This window comes from Nocardioides sp. P5_E3, from assembly GCF_054049275.1.
Window position 1 is genome coordinate 1 of record NZ_JBFUMR010000050.1, and the last position, 22,478, is coordinate 22,478.

General features: G+C 71.9%; 26 protein-coding genes. 11 read left to right on the plus strand and 15 right to left on the minus strand.

The features are described 5' to 3' along the window. From ACXJKB_RS21875 to ACXJKB_RS21890, 4 genes are all read left to right on the plus strand, one after another. Nucleotides 1-435: CAP domain-containing protein (locus ACXJKB_RS21875; RefSeq protein ID WP_457192191.1), on the plus strand; the 435-nt coding region annotated here is incomplete at its 5' end. 71 nt (nt 436-506) lie between these two features. Then, a complete protein-coding gene (locus tag ACXJKB_RS21880; protein WP_457192193.1) occupies nt 507-1,319 on the plus strand; it encodes an ABC transporter permease in 813 nt (270 codons plus the stop codon). Next, complete coding sequence (locus ACXJKB_RS21885) at nt 1,312-2,124, plus strand: ABC transporter permease (protein WP_457192195.1); 813 nt, start codon at nt 1,312-1,314, stop codon at nt 2,122-2,124. The genes ACXJKB_RS21880 and ACXJKB_RS21885 overlap by 8 nt, the downstream gene beginning before the upstream one ends. A gap of 2 nt (nt 2,125-2,126) precedes the next feature. Next, complete coding sequence (locus ACXJKB_RS21890; protein WP_457192197.1) at nt 2,127-3,095, plus strand: ABC transporter ATP-binding protein; 969 nt, start codon at nt 2,127-2,129, stop codon at nt 3,093-3,095. Nucleotides 3,096-3,098: 3 nt separating this feature from the next. Here ACXJKB_RS21890 and ACXJKB_RS21895 read toward each other — a convergent pair whose 3' ends face one another. Continuing rightward, complete coding sequence (locus ACXJKB_RS21895) at nt 3,099-4,250, minus strand: PP2C family protein-serine/threonine phosphatase (protein WP_457192199.1); 1,152 nt, start codon at nt 4,248-4,250, stop codon at nt 3,099-3,101. A 76-nt stretch (nt 4,251-4,326) separates the two neighbouring features. On the opposite strand from ACXJKB_RS21895, the gene ACXJKB_RS21900 reads away from it, so the two are divergent. Together ACXJKB_RS21900 and ACXJKB_RS21905 are read left to right on the plus strand one after the other, a co-directional pair. Continuing rightward, the gene (locus ACXJKB_RS21900; RefSeq protein ID WP_457192201.1) at nt 4,327-5,334 is read left to right on the plus strand and encodes an alpha/beta hydrolase; all 1,008 of its coding nucleotides are present in this window, start codon (nt 4,327-4,329) and stop codon (nt 5,332-5,334) included. Then, a complete protein-coding gene (locus tag ACXJKB_RS21905) occupies nt 5,331-5,555 on the plus strand; it encodes a hypothetical protein (RefSeq protein ID WP_457192203.1) in 225 nt (74 codons plus the stop codon). The genes ACXJKB_RS21900 and ACXJKB_RS21905 overlap by 4 nt, the downstream gene beginning before the upstream one ends. Nucleotides 5,556-5,564: 9 nt before the next feature. Here ACXJKB_RS21905 and ACXJKB_RS21910 read toward each other — a convergent pair whose 3' ends face one another. The 6 genes from ACXJKB_RS21910 to ACXJKB_RS21935 all read right to left on the minus strand — a co-directional run bounded on the left by ACXJKB_RS21910 (nt 5,565) and on the right by ACXJKB_RS21935 (nt 10,668). Then, nucleotides 5,565-5,711 carry a hypothetical protein gene (locus tag ACXJKB_RS21910; protein WP_457192205.1) on the minus strand — a complete coding sequence of 49 codons (147 nt, stop codon included), beginning with the start codon at nt 5,709-5,711 and terminating at the stop codon, nt 5,565-5,567. Nucleotides 5,712-5,857: 146 nt separating this feature from the next. Next, a complete protein-coding gene (locus ACXJKB_RS21915; RefSeq protein ID WP_457192207.1) occupies nt 5,858-7,255 on the minus strand; it encodes a DUF222 domain-containing protein in 1,398 nt (465 codons plus the stop codon). A 148-nt stretch (nt 7,256-7,403) separates the two neighbouring features. Continuing rightward, the gene (locus tag ACXJKB_RS21920) at nt 7,404-8,165 is read right to left on the minus strand and encodes a sulfite exporter TauE/SafE family protein (RefSeq protein ID WP_457192209.1); all 762 of its coding nucleotides are present in this window, start codon (nt 8,163-8,165) and stop codon (nt 7,404-7,406) included. Beyond that, nucleotides 8,162-9,301: an SPFH domain-containing protein gene (locus tag ACXJKB_RS21925; protein ID WP_457192211.1), complete on the minus strand. Its 1,140-nt coding sequence runs from the start codon at nt 9,299-9,301 to the stop codon at nt 8,162-8,164. The genes ACXJKB_RS21920 and ACXJKB_RS21925 overlap by 4 nt, the downstream gene beginning before the upstream one ends. A 69-nt stretch (nt 9,302-9,370) precedes the next feature. Continuing rightward, nucleotides 9,371-9,832 carry an NfeD family protein gene (locus ACXJKB_RS21930; RefSeq protein WP_457192213.1) on the minus strand — a complete coding sequence of 154 codons (462 nt, stop codon included), beginning with the start codon at nt 9,830-9,832 and terminating at the stop codon, nt 9,371-9,373. A gap of 29 nt (nt 9,833-9,861) precedes the next feature. Then, nucleotides 9,862-10,668: an ABC transporter ATP-binding protein gene (locus ACXJKB_RS21935; protein WP_457192215.1), complete on the minus strand. Its 807-nt coding sequence runs from the start codon at nt 10,666-10,668 to the stop codon at nt 9,862-9,864. Nucleotides 10,669-10,746: 78 nt separating this feature from the next. Here ACXJKB_RS21935 and ACXJKB_RS21940 point away from each other — a divergent pair, with 78 nt between their 5' ends. Then, entirely contained in the window at nt 10,747-11,457 is a 711-nt protein-coding gene (locus ACXJKB_RS21940; protein WP_457192217.1) for a hypothetical protein, read from the plus strand. 15 nt (nt 11,458-11,472) lie between these two features. Here the strand turns inward: ACXJKB_RS21940 and ACXJKB_RS21945 are convergent, their stop codons facing one another. Together ACXJKB_RS21945 and ACXJKB_RS21950 are read right to left on the minus strand one after the other, a co-directional pair. Then, the gene (locus ACXJKB_RS21945; RefSeq protein WP_457192219.1) at nt 11,473-11,829 is read right to left on the minus strand and encodes a VOC family protein; all 357 of its coding nucleotides are present in this window, start codon (nt 11,827-11,829) and stop codon (nt 11,473-11,475) included. A gap of 31 nt (nt 11,830-11,860) precedes the next feature. Continuing rightward, entirely contained in the window at nt 11,861-12,289 is a 429-nt protein-coding gene (locus ACXJKB_RS21950) for a DUF805 domain-containing protein (RefSeq protein ID WP_457192221.1), read from the minus strand. Between the two features lie 166 nt (nt 12,290-12,455). Between ACXJKB_RS21950 and serB the strand changes: the two genes are divergently transcribed. Beyond that, nucleotides 12,456-13,673, plus strand: a complete 1,218-nt coding sequence (gene serB, locus ACXJKB_RS21955; RefSeq protein ID WP_457192223.1) for a phosphoserine phosphatase SerB — start codon at nt 12,456-12,458, stop codon at nt 13,671-13,673. Here serB and ACXJKB_RS21960 read toward each other — a convergent pair. Further along, nucleotides 13,663-14,448 carry a putative protein N(5)-glutamine methyltransferase gene (locus tag ACXJKB_RS21960; protein WP_457192225.1) on the minus strand — a complete coding sequence of 262 codons (786 nt, stop codon included), beginning with the start codon at nt 14,446-14,448 and terminating at the stop codon, nt 13,663-13,665. The genes serB and ACXJKB_RS21960 overlap by 11 nt on opposite strands. After that, nucleotides 14,445-14,990, minus strand: coding sequence for a SixA phosphatase family protein (locus ACXJKB_RS21965; protein ID WP_457192227.1), 546 nt, complete (start codon nt 14,988-14,990; stop codon nt 14,445-14,447). Before ACXJKB_RS21965 ends, ACXJKB_RS21960 begins: the two co-directional genes overlap by 4 nt. Before the next feature lie 33 nt (nt 14,991-15,023). Here ACXJKB_RS21965 and ACXJKB_RS21970 point away from each other — a divergent pair, with 33 nt between their 5' ends. The 3 genes from ACXJKB_RS21970 to ACXJKB_RS21980 are packed head-to-tail and all read left to right on the plus strand — an operon-like array spanning nt 15,024 to nt 19,149. Further along, nucleotides 15,024-16,004, plus strand: coding sequence for a cyanophycinase (locus ACXJKB_RS21970; protein ID WP_457192229.1), 981 nt, complete (start codon nt 15,024-15,026; stop codon nt 16,002-16,004). After that, nucleotides 16,001-18,787 (plus strand): cyanophycin synthetase, encoded by a 2,787-nt coding sequence (gene cphA, locus ACXJKB_RS21975; RefSeq protein WP_457192231.1) that lies wholly within the window; start codon nt 16,001-16,003, stop codon nt 18,785-18,787. Before ACXJKB_RS21970 ends, cphA begins: the two co-directional genes overlap by 4 nt. Beyond that, complete coding sequence (locus ACXJKB_RS21980) at nt 18,784-19,149, plus strand: cupin domain-containing protein (protein WP_191197179.1); 366 nt, start codon at nt 18,784-18,786, stop codon at nt 19,147-19,149. Before cphA ends, ACXJKB_RS21980 begins: the two co-directional genes overlap by 4 nt. 13 nt (nt 19,150-19,162) lie before the next feature. Here ACXJKB_RS21980 and ACXJKB_RS21985 read toward each other — a convergent pair whose 3' ends face one another. From ACXJKB_RS21985 to ACXJKB_RS22000, 4 genes are all read right to left on the minus strand, one after another. Then, nucleotides 19,163-19,810, minus strand: coding sequence for a class I SAM-dependent methyltransferase (locus ACXJKB_RS21985; protein WP_457192233.1), 648 nt, complete (start codon nt 19,808-19,810; stop codon nt 19,163-19,165). Further along, nucleotides 19,807-21,507 (minus strand): Mur ligase family protein, encoded by a 1,701-nt coding sequence (locus ACXJKB_RS21990; RefSeq protein ID WP_457192235.1) that lies wholly within the window; start codon nt 21,505-21,507, stop codon nt 19,807-19,809. Before ACXJKB_RS21990 ends, ACXJKB_RS21985 begins: the two co-directional genes overlap by 4 nt. A 19-nt stretch (nt 21,508-21,526) precedes the next feature. After that, nucleotides 21,527-22,297 (minus strand): enoyl-ACP reductase FabI, encoded by a 771-nt coding sequence (gene fabI / locus ACXJKB_RS21995; RefSeq protein ID WP_457192237.1) that lies wholly within the window; start codon nt 22,295-22,297, stop codon nt 21,527-21,529. Between the two features lie 45 nt (nt 22,298-22,342). Next, a partial coding sequence (locus tag ACXJKB_RS22000) for an SDR family oxidoreductase (protein WP_457192239.1) occupies nt 22,343-22,478 on the minus strand: 136 nt, incomplete at its 5' end.

Here is a 22,478-nt window from a genome sequence, read left to right on the forward strand (position 1 = left end):
GCCGACGCCACCACGTGGGCCGTGCCCCGCGCCGCCTCGGCCGTCGCCGCCGACGCGAGCAGCGACCAGCTCGAGGACGCGCTGATGGTGCGGATCAACCAGGCTCGCGCCGAGCACGGCCTGCGCAAGATCTGGAACTTCGACGTCTGCACCGACCAGCTCGCCGAGCAGTGGGGCGCCCGGATCGCCCGGACCGGGGTGCTGGAGCACCGCGACCAGCGCGAGGTCATCCGCAAGTGCGACAACTCCTGGGCCGGCGAGACGCTCGTCCGGGGCACGAACCTGAGCCCGGAGGCCATGGTCTCCCTGTGGCTCGACTCCCCCGGTCACCGGGAGATCCTGCTGAGCCCGCGCGCCAAGCGCGCCGGCGTCGCCATCACGCGTGACGCCCAGGGCCGCACGATCGGCGTGGTCAACCTCGTCCGCCACGGCTGAGGTGCACCGCACCCCTGCCATGTGAGACGATCCCCGGCCCCCTCGTGGGTGGGCCCGGGGATCGAACACGCGTGAGGGGGAAGCCGGTGCTGCACGTCGCCGTCGCGACCCGAGCGTTCCGCCGCTACTCCACCTACCGGGCCGCCACACTCGCCGGGATCTTCACCAACTCGGTCTTCGGGATCATCTACTCCTACGCCTACCTCGCCCTCTGGGACGCGAACCCGACCGCCGGCGGCTACGACGCCCAGGATGCGGTGACGTACGTCTGGCTCGGCCAGGCGCTGTTGATGACGATCGCGCTGTGGGGCGGCGGCACCACCGACGACCTCGCGGAGCGGGTCCGCACCGGCGACGTGGCGATCGACCTCTACCGGCCCGTCGGGCTGGTGGGGTGGTACCTCGCCAGCGACCTGGGCCGGGCGGCGTACCACCTCCTCACCCGGGGGCTCGGGCCCACGGTGATCGGCTACGTCGTCTTCGACATCGCCCTCCCGTCCTCCCCGCTGACCGCGCTCGCCTTCGCCGTGTCGCTGGTGCTCGCGGTCGTCGTGAGCTTCGCGATCCGGTTCCTCGTCGCCAGCACCGCCTTCTGGCTGCTGGACCAGTCGGGCGTGAAGGTGATGAGCGGGGCCTTCGCGATCTTCTTCAGCGGGATGATGCTGCCGCTCGTGCTGTTCCCCGGGTGGCTCGGCACGCTCGCGCAGGCGCTGCCGTGGGCGTCGTACGTCCAGGTGCCCGCGGACATCTGGCTCGGCAAGCACACGGGCGCCGACCTCGTGGCAGCCCTCGGGTTCCAGGTGATGTGGGCCGTCGTCCTGCTGGCCGCCTGCCAGGGCGTGCTGCGCCTGGCCACGCGCAAGGTGGTGGTCCAGGGTGGCTGAGTCGGCGGCGGCGCTGCACCTGGGCTCCTACCTGCAGATCGCGTGGCTGTGGATCCGCGCGGCGTGGCAGTACCCCACCTCGTTCGTGCTGCTGGCCGTGGGCAACGGGCTGATCACCGCTCTCGACTTCGTCGGCCTGTGGATCATGTTCGCCCACCTCGACGACCTCGCGGGCTTCACGCTCCCCGAGGTGGCGCTGCTCTACGGCAGCGCCTCGCTCGCGCTGGCCGTGGCCGACACGGCGATCGGCAGCGTCGAGCGGATCGGCACCTACATCCGCACCGGCCGGTTGGACCAGATGATGACCAAGCCGGTGCCGCTGCTCGTGCAGGTGTGCGCCGACCAGTTCACGCTGCGCCGGCTCGGACGGCTGACCCAGGCCGGCATCGTGTTCGGGTGGGCGTGCACCTACGTCGACTGGACCCCGGCACGGGTCCTGGTGGCCGTGTCGATGCTGGTGAGCGGCGGACTGGTGTTCTTCGGGCTCTTCGTCGGCTTCTCGTGCGTCCAGTTCTGGACGACGGACGCCACGGAGTTCGCCAACGCCTTCACGTACGGCGGTGCCACGGTGACGCAGTACCCGCTCAACATCTTCCCGCGCGAGGTGCTCGTCGGGCTGACGTTCGTGATCCCGGTCGCCTTCGTCAACTGGTACCCCTGCCTCTTCCTCCTCGGCCGCTCCGACCCGACCGGGATGCCCGAGGCGTTCCAGTTCGCCTCGCCGGTCGCGGGCGTGCTCACCATGGCCGCCGCCCTGCTCGTGTGGCGCTCCGGCGTCCGCCACTACACCTCCACGGGGAGCTGACCATGTCCGTCACCGAGCCACTCATCGACGTGCGCGACCTCGAGCGCACCTTCGACGTACGCCGCCGGGTCGAGGGGCGCCGCCGCCGGGTGCGCGACTCCGTGCTGGCCGTGCACGACCTGACGTTCTCCGTCGATGCCGGCGAGATGGTCGGCTACATCGGGCCGAACGGTGCCGGGAAGTCGACCACGATCAAGATGCTGACCGGGATCCTCGTGCCGACAGGTGGGCAGGTGCGGGTGGCCGGCCTGGACCCGAGCCGCGACCGCGTCGAGCTCGCGCGTCGCATCGGGGTGGTCTTCGGCCAGCGGTCCACGCTGTGGTGGGACCTTCCGCTGCGCGACTCGTTCGCCCTGCTCCAGAAGATGTACCGCATCCCGCCGGCGCGCTACCGCGACAACCTCGACCGGTTCGTCGACCTGCTCGACCTCGGCGGCCAGCTCGACACCCCCGTGCGCCAGCTCAGCCTCGGCCAGCGGATGCGCGGCGACATCACCGCAGCGCTGCTGCACGATCCCGAGGTGCTCTACCTCGACGAGCCGACGATCGGCCTGGACGTGGTGAGCAAGGGTCGCCTGCGCGAGTTCCTCCGCGCGCTCAACGACGAGCGCGGCACCACCCTCGTCCTCACCACCCACGACCTGCAGGACATCGAGGCGCTGTGCGACCGGGTGATCGTGATCGACCACGGCACGTCGGTCTTCGACGGCCCGCTGGCCGGGCTGCACGAGCAGGGCGGCTCGACCCGCACCCTGGTGGTGGACCTGGTGGACGAGGCACCGCCCATCGAGGTGCCCGGTGCGGTGGTGCGCCGCGTCGAGGGACCGCGCCAGTGGCTGTCGTTCCCGACCGAGGCGAGCGCCGCGCCGGTCGTGGCGGCCGTCGCAGCGTCGTACGACGTCGCGGACCTGTCCATCCAGGAGCCCGACATCGAGGACGTCATCCGCGAGCTCTACTCGCGGGGCGCCTGAGCCTCAGACACCGAGGCTGCGGGCCCGCTCCGAGTCCAGCTCGGGCGACGTGAGCGGCTGCCGCTCGAGCACGAGCAGGGCGCGGTCGTCGTCCCCGCGAGGCACCTTCTTGAGCACGCGCTTCGGCATGCCGGTGAAGCCGCGGGTCTCGACGGCCTGGAGGGCGGCGTGCCGCAGCCAGTCGATGCCCGCGTCGAGGTCGCGGTCCGCGGACTCGATGACACCGTCGGTGTAGAACATCAGCGCCTCACCGGGGCGCAGGCGTCCGCGGCTCGGGGTGAACTCGGCGTCGTCGATCACGCCGAGCGCCATGCCCCGCGCGTTGTCGATGGACCATCCGCGCTGGGCCAGGTGCCAGTGCAGCGCCGGCGGGTGCCCGGCGCTGGTGATCGTGTAGTCGCCGGTGACCAGGTCGATCTTGAGGTGCACCGCCGTCGCCAGCGACTCGTCGGACTCCTGGCGCAGCAGGAAGTGGTTGGCCGCCGCCATCAGCTCGGCCGGAGGCAGGGCGCCGATCAGGCCGCCGAGCGCCCCGGCGAACTGCAACGCCTGCGGGCCGACGGAGGTGCCCTTGCCGCACACGTCGACGAGCGCCATCTCCAGCCACCGCCCCTCGCGCAGGTCGGCGACGAGGAAGTCGCCGGCGTAGCTGGGGCCGTTGGCCGTGATCGTCGCTGACTCGGAGCGCCAGCCGTTGGGCAGCGGCGGGACCACGCCCTGGCGCTGCAGCCGGTCACGGAGCTGGGTCAGCACCGCCTCGCTCAGCGCCATCGGCAGGCCGGACCGCTGGCGGCTCGACTGGTAGATCGCGAGCAGCACGCCGACGGCGAGGGTGGTCAGTGCCGCCTCGCGGCTCGGGGTGGTGAAGCCGGTCTGGACCGACGTCCAGAAGGCCGCGGCCCCCAGCACCACGACCAGCATGAGCAGCGGCACGAACCGCAGCAGCATCAGGCCGAGCATGAGGACGAGGAACCACAGCGACACCGGGACGACGACCTGGGCCAGCTCGCCGATGCCCACCGCCGCGCCGACGAGGGCGACGAAGACCAGCAGGAGGAACGACTGGCTGCCGCGCGAACCGGTGCGCCAGCCCTCGACGCGCTGCTGGACGTACGACGCGATGCCGCGAAGCACAGACCCCACGGCACTCGACACGGCCAAATGTTAGGGCTCGACAGACCTTCGCCGCGGTGGAACCGGGAAAGTCAGCGACGGTGGATAGGCTCGTCACATGCCTCTGGTCCCGCTGCAGGCCGACATCCTCGGACCTGACTTCCGGGTGGAGACGATCTCCCTCCCGCCCGACCCCGAGGGCCCCGTCGTCGCGACGCTCGTGACGCTGGCCCCCGAGCACCCCAACGGGCGTGCCGTGCTGCACGTGCACGGGTTCGCCGACTACTTCTTCCACACCGAGTACGCCCGGTGGTGGGCCGACCGGGGTTACGCGTTCTACGCCCTCGACCTCCGCAAGTACGGCCGGTCGCTGCGCGAGCACCAGACGCCGCACTACGTCGCCGACCTGGGCGAGTACTTCGCGGAGATCGACCTGGCGTGGTGGCGGATCACCCAGCGCGACGGGCACCGCGACGTCATCGCCTCTGGCCACTCGACCGGCGGCCTGACGGTCCCGCTGTGGGCGAAGGAGCGGCGACCGGCCGAGCTGACGGCGATGGTGCTCAACTCCCCCTGGTTCGACATGCAGGGCGCCGCGTGGCTGCGCAGCCCCGCGACGCGGCTGGCGATCGAGCGGCTCGGCAACAGCCGGCCGATGCAGGAGATCCCCCGCCGGATCAGCAACGTCTACGGCCGCTCCCTGCACCACGAGCACGCCGGCGAGTGGGACTACGACCTCGACTGGAAGCCGCTGGACTCCCGCCCGATCTACGTCGGGTGGCTGCGCGCCGTACGACGTGGCCACGCGCTGCTGCACGCCGGGCTCGACATCGACTCCCCCACCCTCGTGCTGTCGTCGGCGCGGTCGTGGTTCGGCGAGCAGACCGAGGAGACCGCCGCGACGCACGACATCGTGCTCGACGTCGAGCAGATCCGCCGCTGGGCCTCCTCGGTCGGCACCCACGTCACGTCGGTCGCGGTCGAGGGCGCGATCCACGACGTCGTCCTCTCCCGACCCGCCGTGCGCGCCCAGGCGTACGACGTCCTCGGCACGTGGCTCGAGGCGTGGGTGGAGAAGGCATCGGAGCCGGCGACGGGCCGTCATCGCGACCAGGGCCGGTCGTGACCCAGCAGCCCGAGCGCTCGCCTGGCGAGCCCAACCCGGTCCCCGACGCCGACGCACCGATGCGGGCGATCCGCGACAGTCAGGCGCTGGGACGGGAGTCGCTGGCGATGGGCGCCGGCGCCGCCGGCGGAGGCCTTGCTGAAGGCGGCCTCGCCCGGGGCATCATGCAGCTCGTGCGTCGGTGGAAGCGACGGGCCAGCGGCGGCTCCTGGAACGCGTAGTGCCTCTGGTCATGAGCCGTCGCCACGCATCGGGCCGCCGATCGTGGGGTCATTCGGCGTGTCTCGCCACGCGGGGGTCCGGTTTCGCCTGCGGACCACCCAGGAGGCCCAGGCGAAGAAGGCGACGAGCAGCGCGATGAAGATCCAGAACACCATGGGGACCACCTCTTCACGAGGGTAAGTCCGCCATCGGCCGGTTCGGTGCGCGGTCCAGACAGCTGCGCGATGTCCGGTGACATGGTGTGCCCAGCGGACATGGCTCTGACCCCGCCGGCTGGATGTCGGCAGGGTGTGGGGCGTCGTCATGGTCGATCGGGCGGCTCGAACCCATCGTCGATCGGAGTGGTGCCGGTGCGGTCGCGGCGGTAGTGGTCGCCGTGCGGTGAGGTCCATTCGAAGACCCCGGGAGCTGTCGTCCGGTAGCGCCAGGCGGTGTGGGTCTTGAGGCGGTGGTGGAACCTGCAGAGGGCGGCGAGGTTGAGGGTCTGCGTGGGACCGGGCTGTGGTCGGGCCTCGGCGTCGGCGTGGTGGTCGTACTCGTCGACGTGGTCGATGTCGCAGCCGCGGGCCGGTCGGGTGCACCAGGGGAACACGCAGGTGCGGTCGCGGAGGATGATCTGCTCGCGGATCCGGTCGGGCACTTCGTACGCCGAGGTGGAGAGGTCCGCGTTGAGGTCGATGACCGGCTTGACGGTGACCTTGGTGCGGGAGTCGCCGCACCAGTCCTTGACCTGGTCGAGCAGCACCAGCCGCCGGCCCTCCTCCATCCGGCCGGTCGGTCCGAACACGGTGGACAACCCGTCGATGGACGCATCGAAGTGGGCGTGGAGGACGACCTCGCGGGCGGCGGGCAGACCGTCGACCTCGCGTACGCCGGTGGCGCCCTGGGCGTGGAGGTCGAATGCGGTCTGGGTGCGGGCGAGGTCACCGAGGGCAGCGGACCGGCGCGCGTCCAGCGACGCATCAGATCCGAGGGCCTTCAGCGACGCGGCGCCGTGGGCGAGGGCCCGGTCGAGGTCGAGGGCGTCGGCGATGTCGAGCTCGGCCTCGAGTCGCATCGTGCCGGCGAAGTGGACGTCGTCGGAGTGGACGGTCGCGTGGCGTGGGTCGACGTGGAGGTAGCCGTCCTCCGGATCCGCAGCCGGATCGACCTCGGCGAGGTCGTAACGCTTGATCGCTTCGGCGACGAGCCGGTCGAGCTGCGCCGGCCCGACACGACCGGCGACCGCCGCGACCTGGGCGTCCACGAACGCCGCAGCCTCCCGCGTCAGCGCCGGCGTGGTGTGGATGGTGACCTCCGCGACTGAACGCGCCCGCCATGCCGGAACGCGTCCGGTGTGGACCTGCGCCCACAGCCGCGGGAGCCGGTGGCGCAGCTCGAGGGCGTGGCCGACGAGCTTCTTCGCCGCGGTCGTCGAGACACCGAGGACCGTGCCCAGCTCGGCGACACAGAACTCCGCCACCAACGGCGCACCCTCACCAGCGATCGGCTCCTCGTGCTCACAGCCCGGCACCGTGAACGCAGCCGCGTCGTGGATCGACTCCGGCGGGTGCAGGTCTGCCCACCGGGCAGCCAGGACCAGCTGGGCAGCTGCCGCACGCTCCTCATCAACGCGCTGCGCACAGATCGCGGACAGCACGGCGGAGGCGCTGAGGTCCTCGACCTCACCTGCCCCGCGCTCTGCCAGCGTCTCGATCATGTGTTCGATTCTACCGGCGGCCACCGACAGCGGCCATGCCTGTGGACGGACGGTTGCTGGCACCCTTCCTCGGAGCGGTCTTGTGAGGGACTTCGTCCCTCCCAACCACCGCCGCGGCCCTCCTCGACCGGCACCAGCGCCCGCCAGCTCAGGTGAGCAGCACGACGAGCGCGACGACCCCGACCGTGGCGATGACGGCGCGGAGCAGGACGGGTGGCAGGCGCCGCCCGACGGTGGCACCGATCTGGCCGCCGATCACCGAGCCGATCGCGATCAGGCCGGCGACGGTCCAGTCGATGTCGGCGACGGCGATGAAGACCAGCGCGGCGACGGCGTTGACGATGAGGGCGAGGACGTTCTTGGTGGCGGTGTGCCGCTGCATCGAGTCGGCGACCCCAATGCCGAGGATCGCCATCAGCAGCACGCCCTGGGCCGCGCCGAAGTAGCCGCCGTAGACGCCGGCGGCTGCGACCGCCGGCCACACCCACCACACGCCGTGGTCGGGAATGCCGCCCCGCGACTCGGCGCGAGCCGCGACGGAGCGCTGGATCCGCGGGCCGAGGAGGACCAGCACCACGCCGAGAGCGATGAGCGCGGGGACGATCGCGTCGAACGCGGACGACGGCAGCCAGAGCAGGAACAGTGCGCCGCCGACGCCGCCGACCAGCGACGCCGCCCCCAGCCGGAGCACGCGGGCCCTCTGACCGGCGAGCTCGCGGCGGTAGCCGAAGACGCCGGACATGCTGCCCGGGACGAGCCCGACGGTGTTGCTGACGTTGGCGGTCACCGGGGGTACGCCGAACGCGAGGAGGGTCGGGAACGTGATCAACGTCCCCGACCCCACCACGGTGTTGATGGTGCCGGCCGCCACTCCTGCGAGGGCGATCAGCACCGCTTCGGTCGGACTCACTGGCCGGCGGGTGCTCCCGGTTCAGCGGGGTCGGCGCCCGGGGCGGTCGCGCCCGGAGCGGTCGACCGTGCGGCGCGGCCCGGGTTGGCGGCGCTCTCGGCAGCGGCGATCGCCTCCTGCACGGCCTCGTTGGTCCTCCGCATCTCCAGGTCGGCCGACGAGCCCGGCAGCTGGGGCTCGGCCGGGCCCATGTCCACCCGGGTGCGCGGCGTGGCGTCCTTCGGGATCCCGGCGATCTCGTGGATCGACGAGCCGAGGCCCTCCATCGCCTTGGTGATCTCGGAGGGGATGACCCACACCTTGTTGGCGCTGCCCTCGGCGATCTTCGGCATCATCTGGAGGTACTGGTAGGCCAGCAGCGACTGGTCGGGCTGGCCGTCGTGGATGGCCTGGAACACCGTCTGGATGGCCTGTCCCTCACCCTGGGCACGCAGGATCTGCGCCTCGCGGTCGGCCTGGGCACGCAGGATCAGCGACTCGCGGTCACCCTCGGCGTTGAGGATCGCCGACTGCTTGTTTCCCTCCGCGGTGAGGATCGCCGACTGGCGCTGGCCCTCGGCCGTGAGGATGAGGGCTCGCTTGTCACGATCCGCGCGCATCTGCTTCTCCATCGCGTCCTTGATGGACGGCGGCGGGTCGATGCCCTTGATCTCCACGCGGTTCACCCGGATGCCCCACTTGCCCGTGGCCTCGTCGAGCACGCCACGCAGGCCGGTGTTGATCTCGTCACGCGAGGTCAGCGTCTGCTCGAGGTCCATGCCACCCACGATGTTGCGCAGGGTGGTCATGGTGAGCTGCTCGACAGCCTGGATGTAGTTCGCGATCTCGTAGGTCGCGGTCACCGGGTCGGTCACCTGGAAGTAGATGACGGTGTCGATCGACACCACCAGGTTGTCCTCGGTGATCACCGGCTGCGGCGGGAAGCTCACGACCTGCTCGCGCAGGTCGATGAGGTAGCGCAACCTGTCGATGAACGGTATGACGATGTTGAGTCCTGCCGGCAGCGTCCCCTTGTACTTGCCGAAGCGCTCGACGATGCCCGCGCGTGCCTGGGGCACGATGCGGACCGTCTTGGCGAGCATGACGACGACGAACAGGACGACGAGCAGGAGCAGGACCAGTAGAGCAGTCCCCATGGGTTCCCCCGATCTTGTGTGGTGCAGTGGCTGGCGGTGAGCGGTCGTGAGGCGGCGCAGGACGCCGGGTCAGGGCTCGAGCGTGCCCACCGGGTGGACGTAGGCGGTCGCGCCCTTGATCTGGAAGATCTCGACGGTCGCGCCCGGCTCGATCGTCAGGTGCTCGTCGTAGGGCAGTGCCGACCAGATCTCCCCCGCCGCCTTGATCCGGCCCGGCGCCAGGCCGGTGATCTCCTGGGTGACGAGCGCGCGGGTGCCGACCAGCTTGCCGTGGCCGAGCGAGAGCTCGGGACCGCTGTGGAGCCGCTTGACGAAGGCCGGACGGACGAAGGCCAGCATGGCGATCGACGCGGCCAGTGCGGCGAGGACCTGCACGACGACCGGCAGGCCGATGATGGCGGCGACCATTCCGATCACCGCTCCCGCGGCGAGCATCGCGAGGATCAGGTCGAGGCTGAACATCTCCGCCACACCGAGCACGATCGAGAGACCGAGCCAGGTCTCCCAGAGGTGGTCGCGGATCCAGTCCATGGTCCGACCCTATCCAGTGGGGCGTGAGGTCAGGCGGGAGCGACGCGCTCGGCGGGGCGTCGGCGCGCCGCGAACCGGTCGTCCGAGCGGCTCAGCAGCAGCGGCATCGCGAAGGTCTCCGACAGCGACTCGGCGGTGACGACGTCCTCGACCGGCCCGGAGTCGACGACCCGGCCCTCGCGCAGCAGCAGGGCGTGGGTGAAGCCGGGCGGGATCTCCTCGACGTGGTGCGAGACCAGCACGGTCGCCGGGGAGTCGGGGTCCAGCGCAACCTGGGACAGCGTCGCCACCAGGTCCTCGCGCCCGCCGAGGTCGAGTCCGGCGGCCGGCTCGTCGAGCAGCAGCAGCTCGGGGTCGGTCATGAGTGCCCGGGCGACCTGCACCCGCTTGCGCTCGCCCTCGCTCAGGGTGCCGAAGGTGCGCTCGGCCAGGTGCTCGGCCCCGACCTCCGCGAGCAGGGCGGCGGCCCGGTCGTGGTCGAGGTCGGCGTACTCCTCGCGCCAGCGGCCCAGGACGCCGTAGGACGCGGAGACGACGACGTCCTTGACCAGCTCGGAGCGCGGGATCCGGTCGGCGAGAGCAGCGCTGGTGAGGCCGATGCGCGGGCGCAGCTCGAAGACGTCGGTCGTGCCGAGGACCTCGTCGAGGATCCCGGCCACCCCCGAGGTCGGGTGCATCTGCGCGGCGGCGACCTGGAGCAGCGTCGTCTTGCCGGCGCCGTTGGGCCCGAGGACCACCCAGCGCTCGTCCTCCTCGACCAGCCAGCTGACGTCGTCGAGCAGCAGCGACTGGCCCCGGCGCACCGTGACCCCTGCGAACTCGATGACGGCGACCATGCGCGTCACCCTATCCAGCACCGACCACGCCTCGGCCCCGGACACGACGGTGCGGGACGGCGAGTAGCCTCGCCCGCGATGTCGCGCACCCACCTGGCCCTCCCCCACTCGGCGAACCTCGCCTGGTGGCTGACCGCGTGGCTGCGCGGACACGAGCAGACCGACCACGTGCTCGACGCGCTGGCCGACGACACCCACCTGCTGGCGGGCGGCTCGACGCTCGACCTGCTGGTGCGCGCGCGGGGCACCGGTGCGACGTACGCCGGACTGGCACTGCCCGTCGACGGCGACCCGCTGGGCCTGGGCGGCCCGCGCGACTTCAACGGCGCCGCGCTCGAGGCCGGGCAGGCCGTCGTGGTGGGCGACCTGGGCCTGGTGCCCGAGGAACAGGGCGAGACCGTGCAGTGGCAGCCCCTGGAGGCGTCACGCCGGCAGCTGCCGGACGTCGGCGAGGCCGACCGCACCCTGCGCGGCGCGCTCCTCGACGCGGCGGAGGACCTGGCCGACCTCGACGTGTCGAGGTGGCGGCCCGAGGCAGCCGACGCCCTGATGAACCTGCACCACCGCCCCTCCCTCGACGCCCCGCTCGGCACCCCGCCGCGGTGCGTCGACCTCGCCGCGCGCGGCCTGCAGGCGTGGGCGATCGTCGACCTGGCCCTCGTCGACGACGGCGGCGCGCTGTCGTCGTACGAGGTGGAGCGGCGTCGCGACCTCCTGCAGCCCCTCGGCCGCGCTGCCCGGCGCGCGATCGTGGCCGCCTGCTCGCCCGAGGTGTGGCCCGACCGCTGAGCGGTCCTCGGGCGGCTAGGTCGTCGCCCAGACCCCCAGCACGTTGCCACTCGGGTCGCTGAACTCGAACCGGCGCCCGCCGGGGAACTCGGAGGGGCCGGTCGTGACGGCGCCGCCGGCCGCTCCGACCGCGAGCACCGAGGCGTCGAGGTCGTCGGAGAACAGCAGGACGAGCGGACCGCCCGGGCCTGGAGTCCCGTTGCCGTTGAGACCGCCCACCTCACCGTCGCCGGACGCGGCCCGGATGCCGGAGTAGGTGGGACCGTAGTCGTTGAACGCCCAGCCGAACGCCTGCGCGTAGAACTCGCGCGCCGCGGCCATGTCGGAGACGTTGATCTCGATGTAGTCGATGGTGTGGTGGGTTCGGCTCATGCCCCGACGCTAGGTCCAACCACCGACAACGTCAGCCGCCGTACCGGCCGCTGCCGTAGGCCGGGGGCGGCGGGTAGTCGCCGGGGTGGCCGGTCGGTCCCGTCTTGGGGTTGGGCCCGTACTGGTTGTCGGCCTTGGAGTCGGTGCAGAACCACACGAGGAGCAGGATCCAGCCGATGATCGGGATGAGGCCGATGAGGATCCACCAGCCGCTGCGGTCGGTGTCGTGCAGCCGGCGCACGGCCACGGCGAGGCTGGGCAGGAAGAACGCCAGGCCGACCACGGTCTGGATCAGGCCACCGCTGGTGGCGCCGTCGTAGTCGGTGCCGATCACGGCGTCGACGACGCTGGCCGCGAGGCTGACCAGGAACGAGAACAGCGCGAAGTACCAGTACTCGGAGCGCCGCGCGCGGCCCGAGAAGTCGACGTACTTGGACAAGCACGTGCGCACTGCCGTCATGAAGTCCATGGAAACCCCCGGTTGTCCAGCGGCACCGAGGCCGGGACCGCCTGCAACAACAACGTTGGGGACCGGGCCGCCGCCGGCCAGCACCACGTCGAGGCACCGCCCGATGCGCGGACCCGGCAGCGGGCCGCGCGGCACCGCGACTAGCCTTCGACGCACGATGGAAGACGAGCCGAAGACTCTCCTGGTCACCCTCACGGGCAAGGACCGGCCTGGCGTCACCTCAGCGATCTTCGCCGCGCTCGCCGCAGCCGGCGTCGAGGTCGTCGACATCGAGCAGATCGTGCTCCGACGTCGGCTCGTGCTGGGCATCCTGGTCACCGCGCCGCGGGACTGGAAGAAGCTGCGCGACACCATCGAGCGCACCGCCGCCGACCTCGACATGAGCGTCGAGGTGGACCGCGGTGCGGGCGACAACCGCAGCCGGCGCGGCGAGCGATCGCACATCACAATCATCGGCAACCCGCTCAAGGCCTCGGCGATGTCCGCGATCGCGGGCCGGATCGCCGACTCGGGCGCCAACATCGACAAGATCGAGCGGATGGCGCGCTACCCCGTCACCGCCATCGAGCTGCACGTCTCCGGGGCGCCGGCCGAGACCCTGCGCCCGCTCCTCTCGGTCGAGGCCGTCAAGCAGGGCATCGACCTGGCCGTGCAGCGCGACTCCCTCCACCGCCGCGGCATCCGGCTCATCGTGATGGACGTCGACTCCACCCTCATCCAGGGCGAGGTCATCGAGATGCTCGCCGCCCACGCCGGCCAGGAGGTCGAGGTCGCCCGCGTGACCGAGGCGGCGATGCGCGGCGAGCTCGACTTCGAGGCGTCCCTGCGTGAGCGCGTCGCGCTGCTCGAGGGCGTCCCGGAGTCCGCCATCGACGAGGTCTACCAGTCGATCGTGCTCGCTCCCGGCGCCCGCACGATGGTGCGCACGCTGCGCCGCCTCGGCTACCGCTTCGCGATCGTCTCCGGTGGCTTCACCCAGATCACCGACCGCCTCGCCGCCGACCTCGGCATCCACTTCGCGCGCGCCAACGAGCTCGAGGTCGTCGACGGCCGCCTCACCGGTCGCATCGTCGGCGGCGTCGTCGACCGGGCGGGCAAGGCGGCCGCGCTGCGCGAGTTCGCCGGCGAGGTCGGCGTACCCCTCGACGCGGTGATCGCCATCGGTGACGGCGCCAACGACCTCGACATGCTCAACGCCGCCGGGCTCGGCATCGCCTACAACGCCAAGCCGATGGTCCGCGACGCCGCCGACACGGCGGTCAACGTCCCCTACCTCGACGCGATCCTCTACCTCCTCGGCATCTCGCGGGAGCAGATCGAGGAGGCCGACGCGGCGGTGGGCATCACGACACCCGCGCCGCCGCTCATCGGCTGACGTCGGGGCGTACGCCGACCGCGACGCACCCGCCGACCTCGGCGTCGGTCTCGACCCACGTCGCGAGCCCCGCCGCCTCCATCGCGCCGGTCGTGAGTCCCGCCTGTCCGGGGCTGGTCTCGACGAGCAGCACTCCCCCGGGCGCCAGCCAGCTGGCGGCGTCGGCCGCGAGCCGACGGTGCAGGTCGACGCCGTCGGCGCCACCGTCGAGCGCCACCAGCGGCTCGTGGTCGCGAGCCTCCGGCGGCATGTCGGCCACCCGGTCGCTGGGGACGTAGGGCGCGTTGGCGGCCAGCACGTCGATGCGGCCGAGGAGGCCGGTCGGCAGCGCGTCGTACAGGTCGCCGAGGTGGAGCGCCGCAGACGGCGCGTTGGACCTGGCGCACCCGAGGGCCGTCGCGCTCACGTCGGACGCGTGCACCTCGGCGTGCGCGTCCTCGAGGCTCGCGGCCACGGGCGCCACGCCGCAGCACATCTCGACCACGACGGGTCGTCCGCGGCCCACCGGGATGGCGCGGGTGTGCTCGAGGGCCGTCCTCGCCAGGAGCTCGGTGCGGCGCCGGGGCACGAAGACGCCGGGGCCGACCACCAGCCGGCGGCCCAGGAACTCCACCCAGCCGAGCACCGTCTCCAGGGGCTCGCCCCCGACACGACGTACGACGAGGCTCTCGAGCTCGTCGGGCGCCGCCGCAGCCGCGGCGAGCAGCGCAGCCTCGTCCTCGGCCCACACGCAGCCGGCGGCGCGAAGCCGCGCAACGACGTGGGGATCGCTCACGCAGCCCCGACGTGGAAGGCATCGAGCCGCGCCGTGCCGGGACCGAGGTCGGCCCACGCGCCATCGAAGGTGAAGACCGCGACGGCCGAGGTCGGGAAGCCACGGGTCACCATGGCGGTCGTCGCCTCGCTGTCGCCCTCACCGTCGTCGACGAGCTCGGCCAGCGATCCCATCGTCGGGTTGTGGCCGATGACGACCAGGGTCCGTACGTCGCCAGCGACCTCGCGCAGCAGGTCGAAGGCCGAGTCGGTGCCGGCGGCGTAGAGGGCCTCGGAGAAGACGACGATGCCCTCGTCCCAGCCGGCGCCGGCCGCGACCTGCTGCCACGTCTGCTGCGTGCGGAGCGCGTCGGAGACCAGCGCGGCATCGGGCTCGACACCGTGGTCGCGCATCCAGCGGCCGACCGCCTCAGCGTCACCCAACCCACGCTCGGCCAGCGCACGCACGTGATCGGCGCTCGCACTGTGCTCGGCCTTGGCGTGACGCATGACGACCAGTCGGCGCGAACCCGCGTTCGACGCCTTCCCCACATACTCCTGCATTCCCTCACCCTTCCAGCCGCTAGCCTGCGTGTCATGCCCAGGGGACCACTCATGATCATCGGGGGCGCCGAGGACAAGGTGCGCAAGCCCACCATCCTCAAGCACTTCGTCACGCTGAGCGGCGGCAAGGACGCCCGCATCGCCGTCATCCCGACCGCCTCCTCGCTCGGACGCGAGGTGGTGGACGTCTACGACGCGCTCTTCACGAAGTTCGGCGCGGCCAGCGTGGACGCCGTACGCCCGGAGTCGCGCGACCAGGCCCACGACCCGGTGCTGGTCAAGGCGCTCGACGAGGCCACCGGGATCTTCATGACCGGCGGCAACCAGCTCAAGCTGTCGTCCATCGTGTGCGGCACGCCGGTCGGTGACGCGATCCTGCGGGCCCACGAGCGCGGTGCGGTCGTCGCGGGCACGTCGGCAGGCGCGAGCATCCAGTCGTCGCACATGGTCGCCTTCGGCGTCGGCGGGGCCACGCCCAAGCAGCGGATGACGCAGGTGGCGGCGGGTCTCGGCCTCGTCGACATGGCCGTCATCGACCAGCACTTCGACCAGCGCAACCGCTACGGCCGGCTGCTGATGATCGTGGCCCAGAGCCCCCAGCTGCTCGGCATCGGCGTCGACGAGGACACGTGCGGCCTGGTCGAGGACGTCGAGGGCGACACCGTCATGCGGGTGCTGGGCAAGGGCGCAGTGACCATCTTCGACGGGTCGCGCATGGTCTCCAACGCCTACGAGGCCACCCGGTCCTCGCCCCTGCTGGCCAGCGGGGTCGTGTTCCACACGCTGCCGGCCGGCACCGTCTTCAACCTGACGACCCGCGAGCTCGTGCCGCAGGCGCCGTCCATCCAGCCCGAGGACGCCGAGGAGCTCGCCGAGGCCGGACGCGACCTGCGCCAGCTGGCCYGCGACATCGCCGCTGCCGACGCGACCCCCGCCGCGATCCGCCGACGCCTCAAGCTGCGCCGCGGCCCGGCCCCCCAGACCCCCGCGCCCGACCAAGGAGAAGATGCATGAGCGAGCGACCCACGCCGGACCTGGAGATCGTCGAGACCCGCGTCTACCGCGGCGCCAACGTCTGGTCCTACGACAAGTCGATCCACCTCGTGGTCGACCTGGGCTCGCTCGAGCAGTTCCCCACCAACACCATCCCCGGGTTCACCGACGACCTCGTCGCGATGCTGCCGGGCCTGCGCGAGCACTCGTGCTCGCGCGGCCGCCGCGGCGGCTTCCTCGAGCGCCTCAACGAGGGCACATGGCTGGGCCACGTCGCCGAGCACGTCGCGCTGGCCCTCCAGCAGCTCGTCGGCCACGACATCCGCCGCGGCAAGACCCGGCAGGTCAAGGGTCAGCCGGGTCGCTACAACATCATCTACGGCTACATCGACGAGAACGTCGGCCTCACCGCCGGGCGTCTCGCCGTCCGCCTGGTCAACCACCTCGTCGAGGGCGACCCGGACTTCGACTGGGAGACCGAGCGCGACGACTTCATCCGTCGTGCCGAGCGCACCGCGTTCGGCCCCTCGACGCAGGCGATCGTCGACGAGGCGGTCTCCCGCGACATCCCGTGGATCCGGCTCAACCAGTACTCCCTCGTCCAGCTCGGCCAGGGCGTCCACGCCAAGCGGATCCGCGCCACCATGACCTCGGAGACGTCGTCGATCGCCGTCGACATCGCCTCCGACAAGGACCTGACGACCAAGCTGCTCGGCGCCGCCGGCCTGCCGGTGCCCAAGCAGGAGTCGGTGCGCAGCGAGGAGGGCGCGGTGGCCGCGGCCCGACGCATCGGCTACCCGGTCGTGCTCAAGCCGCTCGATGGCAACCACGGCCGCGGGGTGTGCCTCGACCTGCAGGACGAGGCCGACGTACGCGGCGCGTTCCCGATCGCCGAGGGCCAGTCACGCCGTGGCAACGTCATCGTCGAGTCGTTCGTGACCGGCAAGGACTACCGCTGCCTGATCATCGACGGCCGGATGGTCGCGATCGCCGAGCGCGTGCCCGCGTCCGTGACCGGCGACGGCACGTCGACCGTGCAGGCGCTGGTCGACCTGACCAACGCCGACCCGCGCCGCGGGGTGGGCCACGAGAAGGTCCTCACCCGCATCAAGATCGACGACGCCGCCATCGAGGTGCTGGCCGACCAGGGCCACTCGCTGGACTCGGTGCCGGCCGAGGGCGAGATGGTCAAGCTCGCCCTCACCGGCAACATGTCCACCGGGGGCATCTCGATCGACCGCACCTTCGAGGCACACCCGGAGAACGTCGAGATCGCGGAGGAGGCCGCCCGGATGGTCGGCCTCGACATCGCGGGCATCGACTTCATCTGCCCCGACATCACCGAGCCGGTCCGCGAGGCGGGCGGCGCGATCTGCGAGGTCAACGCGGCCCCGGGCTTCCGGATGCACACCCACCCGACGATCGGTGAGCCGCAGTTCATCGCCAAGCCGGTGGTCGACATGCTGTTCCCGCCGGGTGCCACCTCGCGCATCCCGATCGTGGCCGTCACCGGCACCAACGGCAAGACGACCACGAGCCGGATGATCGCCCACATCTTCAAGGGCCTCGGACGCAAGGTCGGCATGACCTCCACCGACGGCGTCGTGATCGACGAGCGGCTGGTGATCCGTGCCGACGCCTCCGGCCCGCGGTCGGCACGGATGGTGCTGCAGAACCCGCGCGTCGACTTCGCCGTGTTCGAGGTCGCCCGTGGCGGCATCCTGCGCGAGGGACTCGGCTACGAGCGCAACGACGTCGCCGTGGTGCTCAACGTCCAGCCCGACCACCTCGGCCTGCGCGGCATCGACACCGTCGAGCAGCTCGCCGACGTGAAGGCGGTCATCGTCGAGGCGGTGCCGCGCGACGGCCACGCCGTGCTCAACGCCGACGACCCGCTGGTGCGGGAGATGCGACGCAAGTGCTCGGGGCAGGTCGTCTGGTTCTCGATGGAGGAGCCCGGCAGCGAGGTGCGCGACATGATCGACGCCCACTGCCGCCGTGGAGGCAAGGCCATCGTGCTCAACCCCACCGAGCGTGGCGAGATGATGGTGGTCCAGCACGGCCGGCGCGAGATGCAGCTGGCGTGGACCCACCTGCTCCCCGCGACCTTCAACGGCCGGGCCCGGATGAACGTCCAGAACTCGCTCGCCGCGGCAGCCGCCGCCTTCGCCGCCGGGGCCCCGCTGCACGACATCCGCCAGGGCCTGCGGACCTTCTCGACCAACTACTACCTCTCCCCTGGCCGACTCAACGAGGTCGACGTCAACGGCGTCAACGTCATCGTCGACTACTGCCACAACGCTCCCGGCATGAAGATGCTCGGCGACTTCGTGGACCGCGTCGGTGACTCGCTCGAGTCGTCGCACGACCTGGCCCGGCCCTCGCGGATCGGCATCATCGCCACGGCCGGTGACCGCCGTGACCAGGACATGGTCGAGCTCGGTCACATCGCCGCCCAGCACTTCGACGTGTGCATCGTGCGCGAGGACGTGGCGCTCCGCGGCCGCGAGCGCGGGGCGACCGCCCAGCTCGTCCTGGACGGCGTACGTGCCGCGATGGACGAGGGCGCGCGTTGCAAGCAGGCCGAGCTCGTGCTCGAGGAGATCGAGGCCGTGCGCCACGCGATGAGCCGCGCCAACCGCGGCGACCTCGTCGTGGTGTGCGTCGACAAGCACGCCGAGGTGATGGCCGAGCTGGAGAACTGGTCCGACGTGGCCCAGGCCGGCTCGACCACCAACCCCGACGCGCCCTCCGCCGACCCCGACTACACGCCTCCGGCCGACCAGGTGGCGGGCGGCGCGTGAGGATCCTCGACCTGACGGACCTCCCGCACCGTCCGATCGAGGCGCACGGCAGCCGCGGCTTCTCCGTCGGCGCCTTCGGCCTGAGCGCCGACGCCCACCTCGTGTCGGTCGCGCTCGCACCCGGCGGCGTCATCGGGCGGCACCCGGCCGTCGGCCGCCAGCTGCTCGTCGTGCTCGTGGGCGAGGCCGAGGTGGCGGGCGCGGAGGGCGTCGTGCATCGGCTCGGCGCCGGCCAGGCAGCCGTCTGGGAGCCCGGAGAGCTGCACGAGACCCGGTCGGCGGGCGGCGTGTCGGCCCTGATCGTCGAGGGCGACCTCGACATCGGTGCGCCCGGCGAGCAGGTGGACCCGGGCGACACCTGAGCCGAGCTGCCGGCTAATCCCCGCGCGACGGGGCGCGCCAGACGACGATCTCGTAGACCGCGGGGCCGTCGTCGCTGCGCTCGAAGGCGACGCAGACCTCCGAGGCGACGCGCTGGAGGCCGTACGACGCCGCGCGACGCTCGACCTCCTCGCTCGGGTGGCGCCGGACCTGGTGGTGGCCGCCCACCACGCTGACCGGGGTGGCCTGCACGGACCCGTCGTCAAGGAGCGGCTCGTGGCTCACGACCAGGTGGGCGCCGGGCGCCAGTCGCGCGACGGACAGCCGCAGGACCTCGAACAGGTCGGGCAGCAGCTCGAGGAAGCCGATCGCCGTGACGAGGTCCCACTCGCCGTCGCAGGCGCGGAGGAACGACTCGGCGTCCGCAGCCACCACCTCGGCGTCCGGCACCTTGCCACCGGCCAGCGCCAGCATCCCGGGCGAGGGGTCGACGAGCGTCAGGGCGGCAGCGGGGAACAGCTCGCGCAGCACCACCGCCGTCTGCCCGGTCCCGGCGCCCAGGTCGAGGACCCGCGCCGGCGCCAGGCCCAGCGGGACGAGCAGGTCCCGGGCCCGTTGGTTGGCCGACCAGCCGTTGCCGGTGGTCATCTCGTCGTACGTCGGTGCGAGGGCGTCGTACACCTGCGCCCAGCCGTCGGTCACCCCTGCGCCGCCCGCACCTTCTGCGAGAGGACCTCGGGGCTGTCGGGCGTGCCGCCGTGCTCGGCGATCCAGTCGTAGGCCTCCTGCCGCTCGGCGTGGCACATGAGGCCGACGACGTCGCCGGGCTCGGCGCGCTCGACCAGCGCGGCAAGGCAGGCGACCTCGGTGGTGTAGGTGTCGATGTCGGTGACGCCCACCCGGGCAGCGCCGGCGCGGAGCAGGGCGTCGATCTCGTCCATGGTGCGGCCGCGGAGGTACCACTCCTTGTGGCCGATCGCCACGACGTCGCTGCCCTTGGCGCCGATCTCACCGAGAGCGTCGATCAGCTCGTCGGTGCGGTCACCGACGGCGCCGAGGCCGAGCAGCAGGCGGGCACCGGGACGTCGTACGCCCGACATGATCTCCAGCAGCGCCTCGAGGCCGGCCTCGTTGTGCGCGAGGTCCATGACGACCGACACGCTCTGGCCGTCTCCGGCTGGGAGCGAGAAGAAGTTCATCCGGCCGGGGTTGTGCTCCGCGTCGGGGAGGAACGACGTGAGCCCCCTGACCACGGCGTCGCGCGCGAGACCGATCGCGAGGGCGGCGGACGCAGCAGCGAGGGCGTTCTCGATGTTGAAGCGGGACAGCCCTGCCAACGTCATCGGCACGTCGGCGAGCTCGACGAGGGGGTCCGGATCGGCACCCGGAGCCAGCACGGTGACCCACCCGTCGATCACGGTGGTGGCCCGGCCGCCGTCGGTGAGCACCTCCCGCACCGCCGGTGAGTCGGGGTCGCGGCTGAAGATCCACGGCCGCGCCGAGATCACGCTGCGCATCGCCAGCACCCGGGGGTCGTCACCGTTGAGCACCGACCAGCCGTCCTTGCGGGTGATCCGCGGCACCACGGACTTCACCTCGGCGAGCTGGTCGACAGTGTCGATGCCCTGGAGGCCGAGGTGGTCGGCGGTCACGTTGGTCACGACCGACACGTCGTTGCGACTGATGCCGATGCCCTTGAGCAGGATGCCGCCGCGGGCGGTCTCGGTCACCGCGAACTGCACGCCGTCGAGCCCGAGCGCCCGGCCGGCGCCGGAGGGCCCGGAGTAGTCGCCCGCCTCGACCAGCGCGCCGTCGCGGTAGATGCCGTCGGTGTTGGACCACCCGACGACCAGCCCGCTGGTGCGAGCGATGTGCGCGATCATCCGGCTGGTCGTGGTCTTGCCGTTGGTGCCGGTCACCGCCACCACCGGGATGGTCGGCGTGATGGTGCCGGGCCGGTCGCCACGGGGCGCGGCGGCGACCTCGGCCGCGGCGGCGCTGACGGCCTCCTCGACGTCGGGCGTCGGCAGCGCGTCGAGCGCGTGGGCGACCGCCTGGCCGAGCGCCTGCGCCCGGCCGCGGTTGCGCCACGGGAAGGCCACGATGACCACATCGGGATTGCTGGTGGGGCGCACGCGGACGGCGAGGCGACGGGTGCCCGCCTCCGCCGCGATGGCGCGCACCAGCCGCTCGACCGCGCGCAGGGCGAACCGCTGCCGGAAGCCCGAGCCGGGCGCGCCCGGCCTGGTCGTGCGCAGGCCGATGCGGCGGGCGAACCGCAGCACGGCCTCCTCGCCGGCCTCGGTGATCGTCGAGACGTCGAGCGTCAGCTTCACCGCGGCGCGCGGGAAGTAGAGGTTGGGGCCTTCGAGGACGCGCAGCTCGACGAGAGAGGTCACGCGGGGAAACTATCGGACCTCAGAGACCCATCGCGTGGAAGCCACCGTCGACGTGCACGATCTCGCCGGTGGTCGCCGGGAAGAAGTCGCTGAGCAGCGCCACGACGGCCTGCGCGGTCGGCGTGTGGTCGGACTCGTTCCACCCGAGGGGCGCGCGGTCCTTCCACGCCGACTCGAGGTCCTCGAACCCCGGGATCGCCTTGGCGGCGAGGGTCTTCAGGGGACCGGCCGAGACCAGGTTGCAGCGGATGCCGTCGGGACCGAGGTCGCGGGCGAGATAGCGGGAGGTGTTCTCCAGCGCCGCCTTCGCGACGCCCATCCAGTCGTACGCCGGCCACGCGATGGTGGCGTCGAAGGTCAGCCCGACGATCGACGAGCCCGGCGAGAGCAGCGGCTTGGTGGCGACGGCCAGCGACTTGAGGGAGTACGCCGACACGTGCACGGCCTGCGCGACGTCGTCCCACGGACCGCTCATGAACTTGCCGCCGAGCAGCGTCTCCGGGTTGCCGTACGCGATGGAGTGGACGACGCCGTCCAGCCCGTCGACGTGCTCCCGGACCTGGTCGGCGAGACCCGCGAGGTGGTCCTCGTCGGTCACGTCGAGCTCGAGCACGGGCGCCTCCTGCGGCAGCCGCTTCGCGATGCGCTTGGTGATGCCGAGCGCGCGGCCGAAGTTGGAGATCAGCACCGTGGCGCCCTGCTCCTGCGCGACCTTGGCGGTCGCGAAGCCGATGGAGCTGTCCATCGTGACGCCGGCGACGAGGATGCGCTTGCCGTCGAGGATTCCCATGTCGTTGGACCTTTCGTCAGTGCTCGAGTCTCGCGGGAGGAAGGATCAGTGGCCCATGCCGAGGCCGCCGTCGACCGGGATCACGGCGCCGGTGACGTAGGACGCGCCGTCGGAGGCGAGCCAGGTGACCGCCGAGGCCACCTCGGCGGTCGAGGCGTAGCGGCCCAGCGGGACCTGGGTC

What these genes read in the sequence shown, in the direction of transcription:
- ACXJKB_RS21890 (WP_457192197.1), top strand. Translation starts at nt 2,127, where the DNA reads ATGTCCGTCACCGAGCCACTCATCGACGTGCGCGACCTCGAGCGCACC.
- ACXJKB_RS21900 (WP_457192201.1), top strand. Translation starts at nt 4,327, where the DNA reads ATGCCTCTGGTCCCGCTGCAGGCCGACATCCTCGGACCTGACTTCCGG.
- ACXJKB_RS21910 (WP_457192205.1), bottom strand. Translation starts at nt 5,711, where the DNA reads ATGGTGTTCTGGATCTTCATCGCGCTGCTCGTCGCCTTCTTCGCCTGG.
- ACXJKB_RS21915 (WP_457192207.1), bottom strand. Translation starts at nt 7,255, where the DNA reads ATGATCGAGACGCTGGCAGAGCGCGGGGCAGGTGAGGTCGAGGACCTC.
- ACXJKB_RS21925 (WP_457192211.1), bottom strand. Translation starts at nt 9,301, where the DNA reads ATGGGGACTGCTCTACTGGTCCTGCTCCTGCTCGTCGTCCTGTTCGTC.
- ACXJKB_RS21930 (WP_457192213.1), bottom strand. Translation starts at nt 9,832, where the DNA reads ATGGACTGGATCCGCGACCACCTCTGGGAGACCTGGCTCGGTCTCTCG.
- ACXJKB_RS21935 (WP_457192215.1), bottom strand. Translation starts at nt 10,668, where the DNA reads ATGGTCGCCGTCATCGAGTTCGCAGGGGTCACGGTGCGCCGGGGCCAG.
- ACXJKB_RS21940 (WP_457192217.1), top strand. Translation starts at nt 10,747, where the DNA reads ATGTCGCGCACCCACCTGGCCCTCCCCCACTCGGCGAACCTCGCCTGG.
- ACXJKB_RS21945 (WP_457192219.1), bottom strand. Translation starts at nt 11,829, where the DNA reads ATGAGCCGAACCCACCACACCATCGACTACATCGAGATCAACGTCTCC.
- ACXJKB_RS21950 (WP_457192221.1), bottom strand. Translation starts at nt 12,289, where the DNA reads ATGACGGCAGTGCGCACGTGCTTGTCCAAGTACGTCGACTTCTCGGGC.
- serB (WP_457192223.1), top strand. Translation starts at nt 12,456, where the DNA reads ATGGAAGACGAGCCGAAGACTCTCCTGGTCACCCTCACGGGCAAGGAC.
- ACXJKB_RS21965 (WP_457192227.1), bottom strand. Translation starts at nt 14,990, where the DNA reads ATGCAGGAGTATGTGGGGAAGGCGTCGAACGCGGGTTCGCGCCGACTG.
- cphA (WP_457192231.1), top strand. Translation starts at nt 16,001, where the DNA reads ATGAGCGAGCGACCCACGCCGGACCTGGAGATCGTCGAGACCCGCGTC.
- fabI (WP_457192237.1), bottom strand. Translation starts at nt 22,297, where the DNA reads ATGGGAATCCTCGACGGCAAGCGCATCCTCGTCGCCGGCGTCACGATG.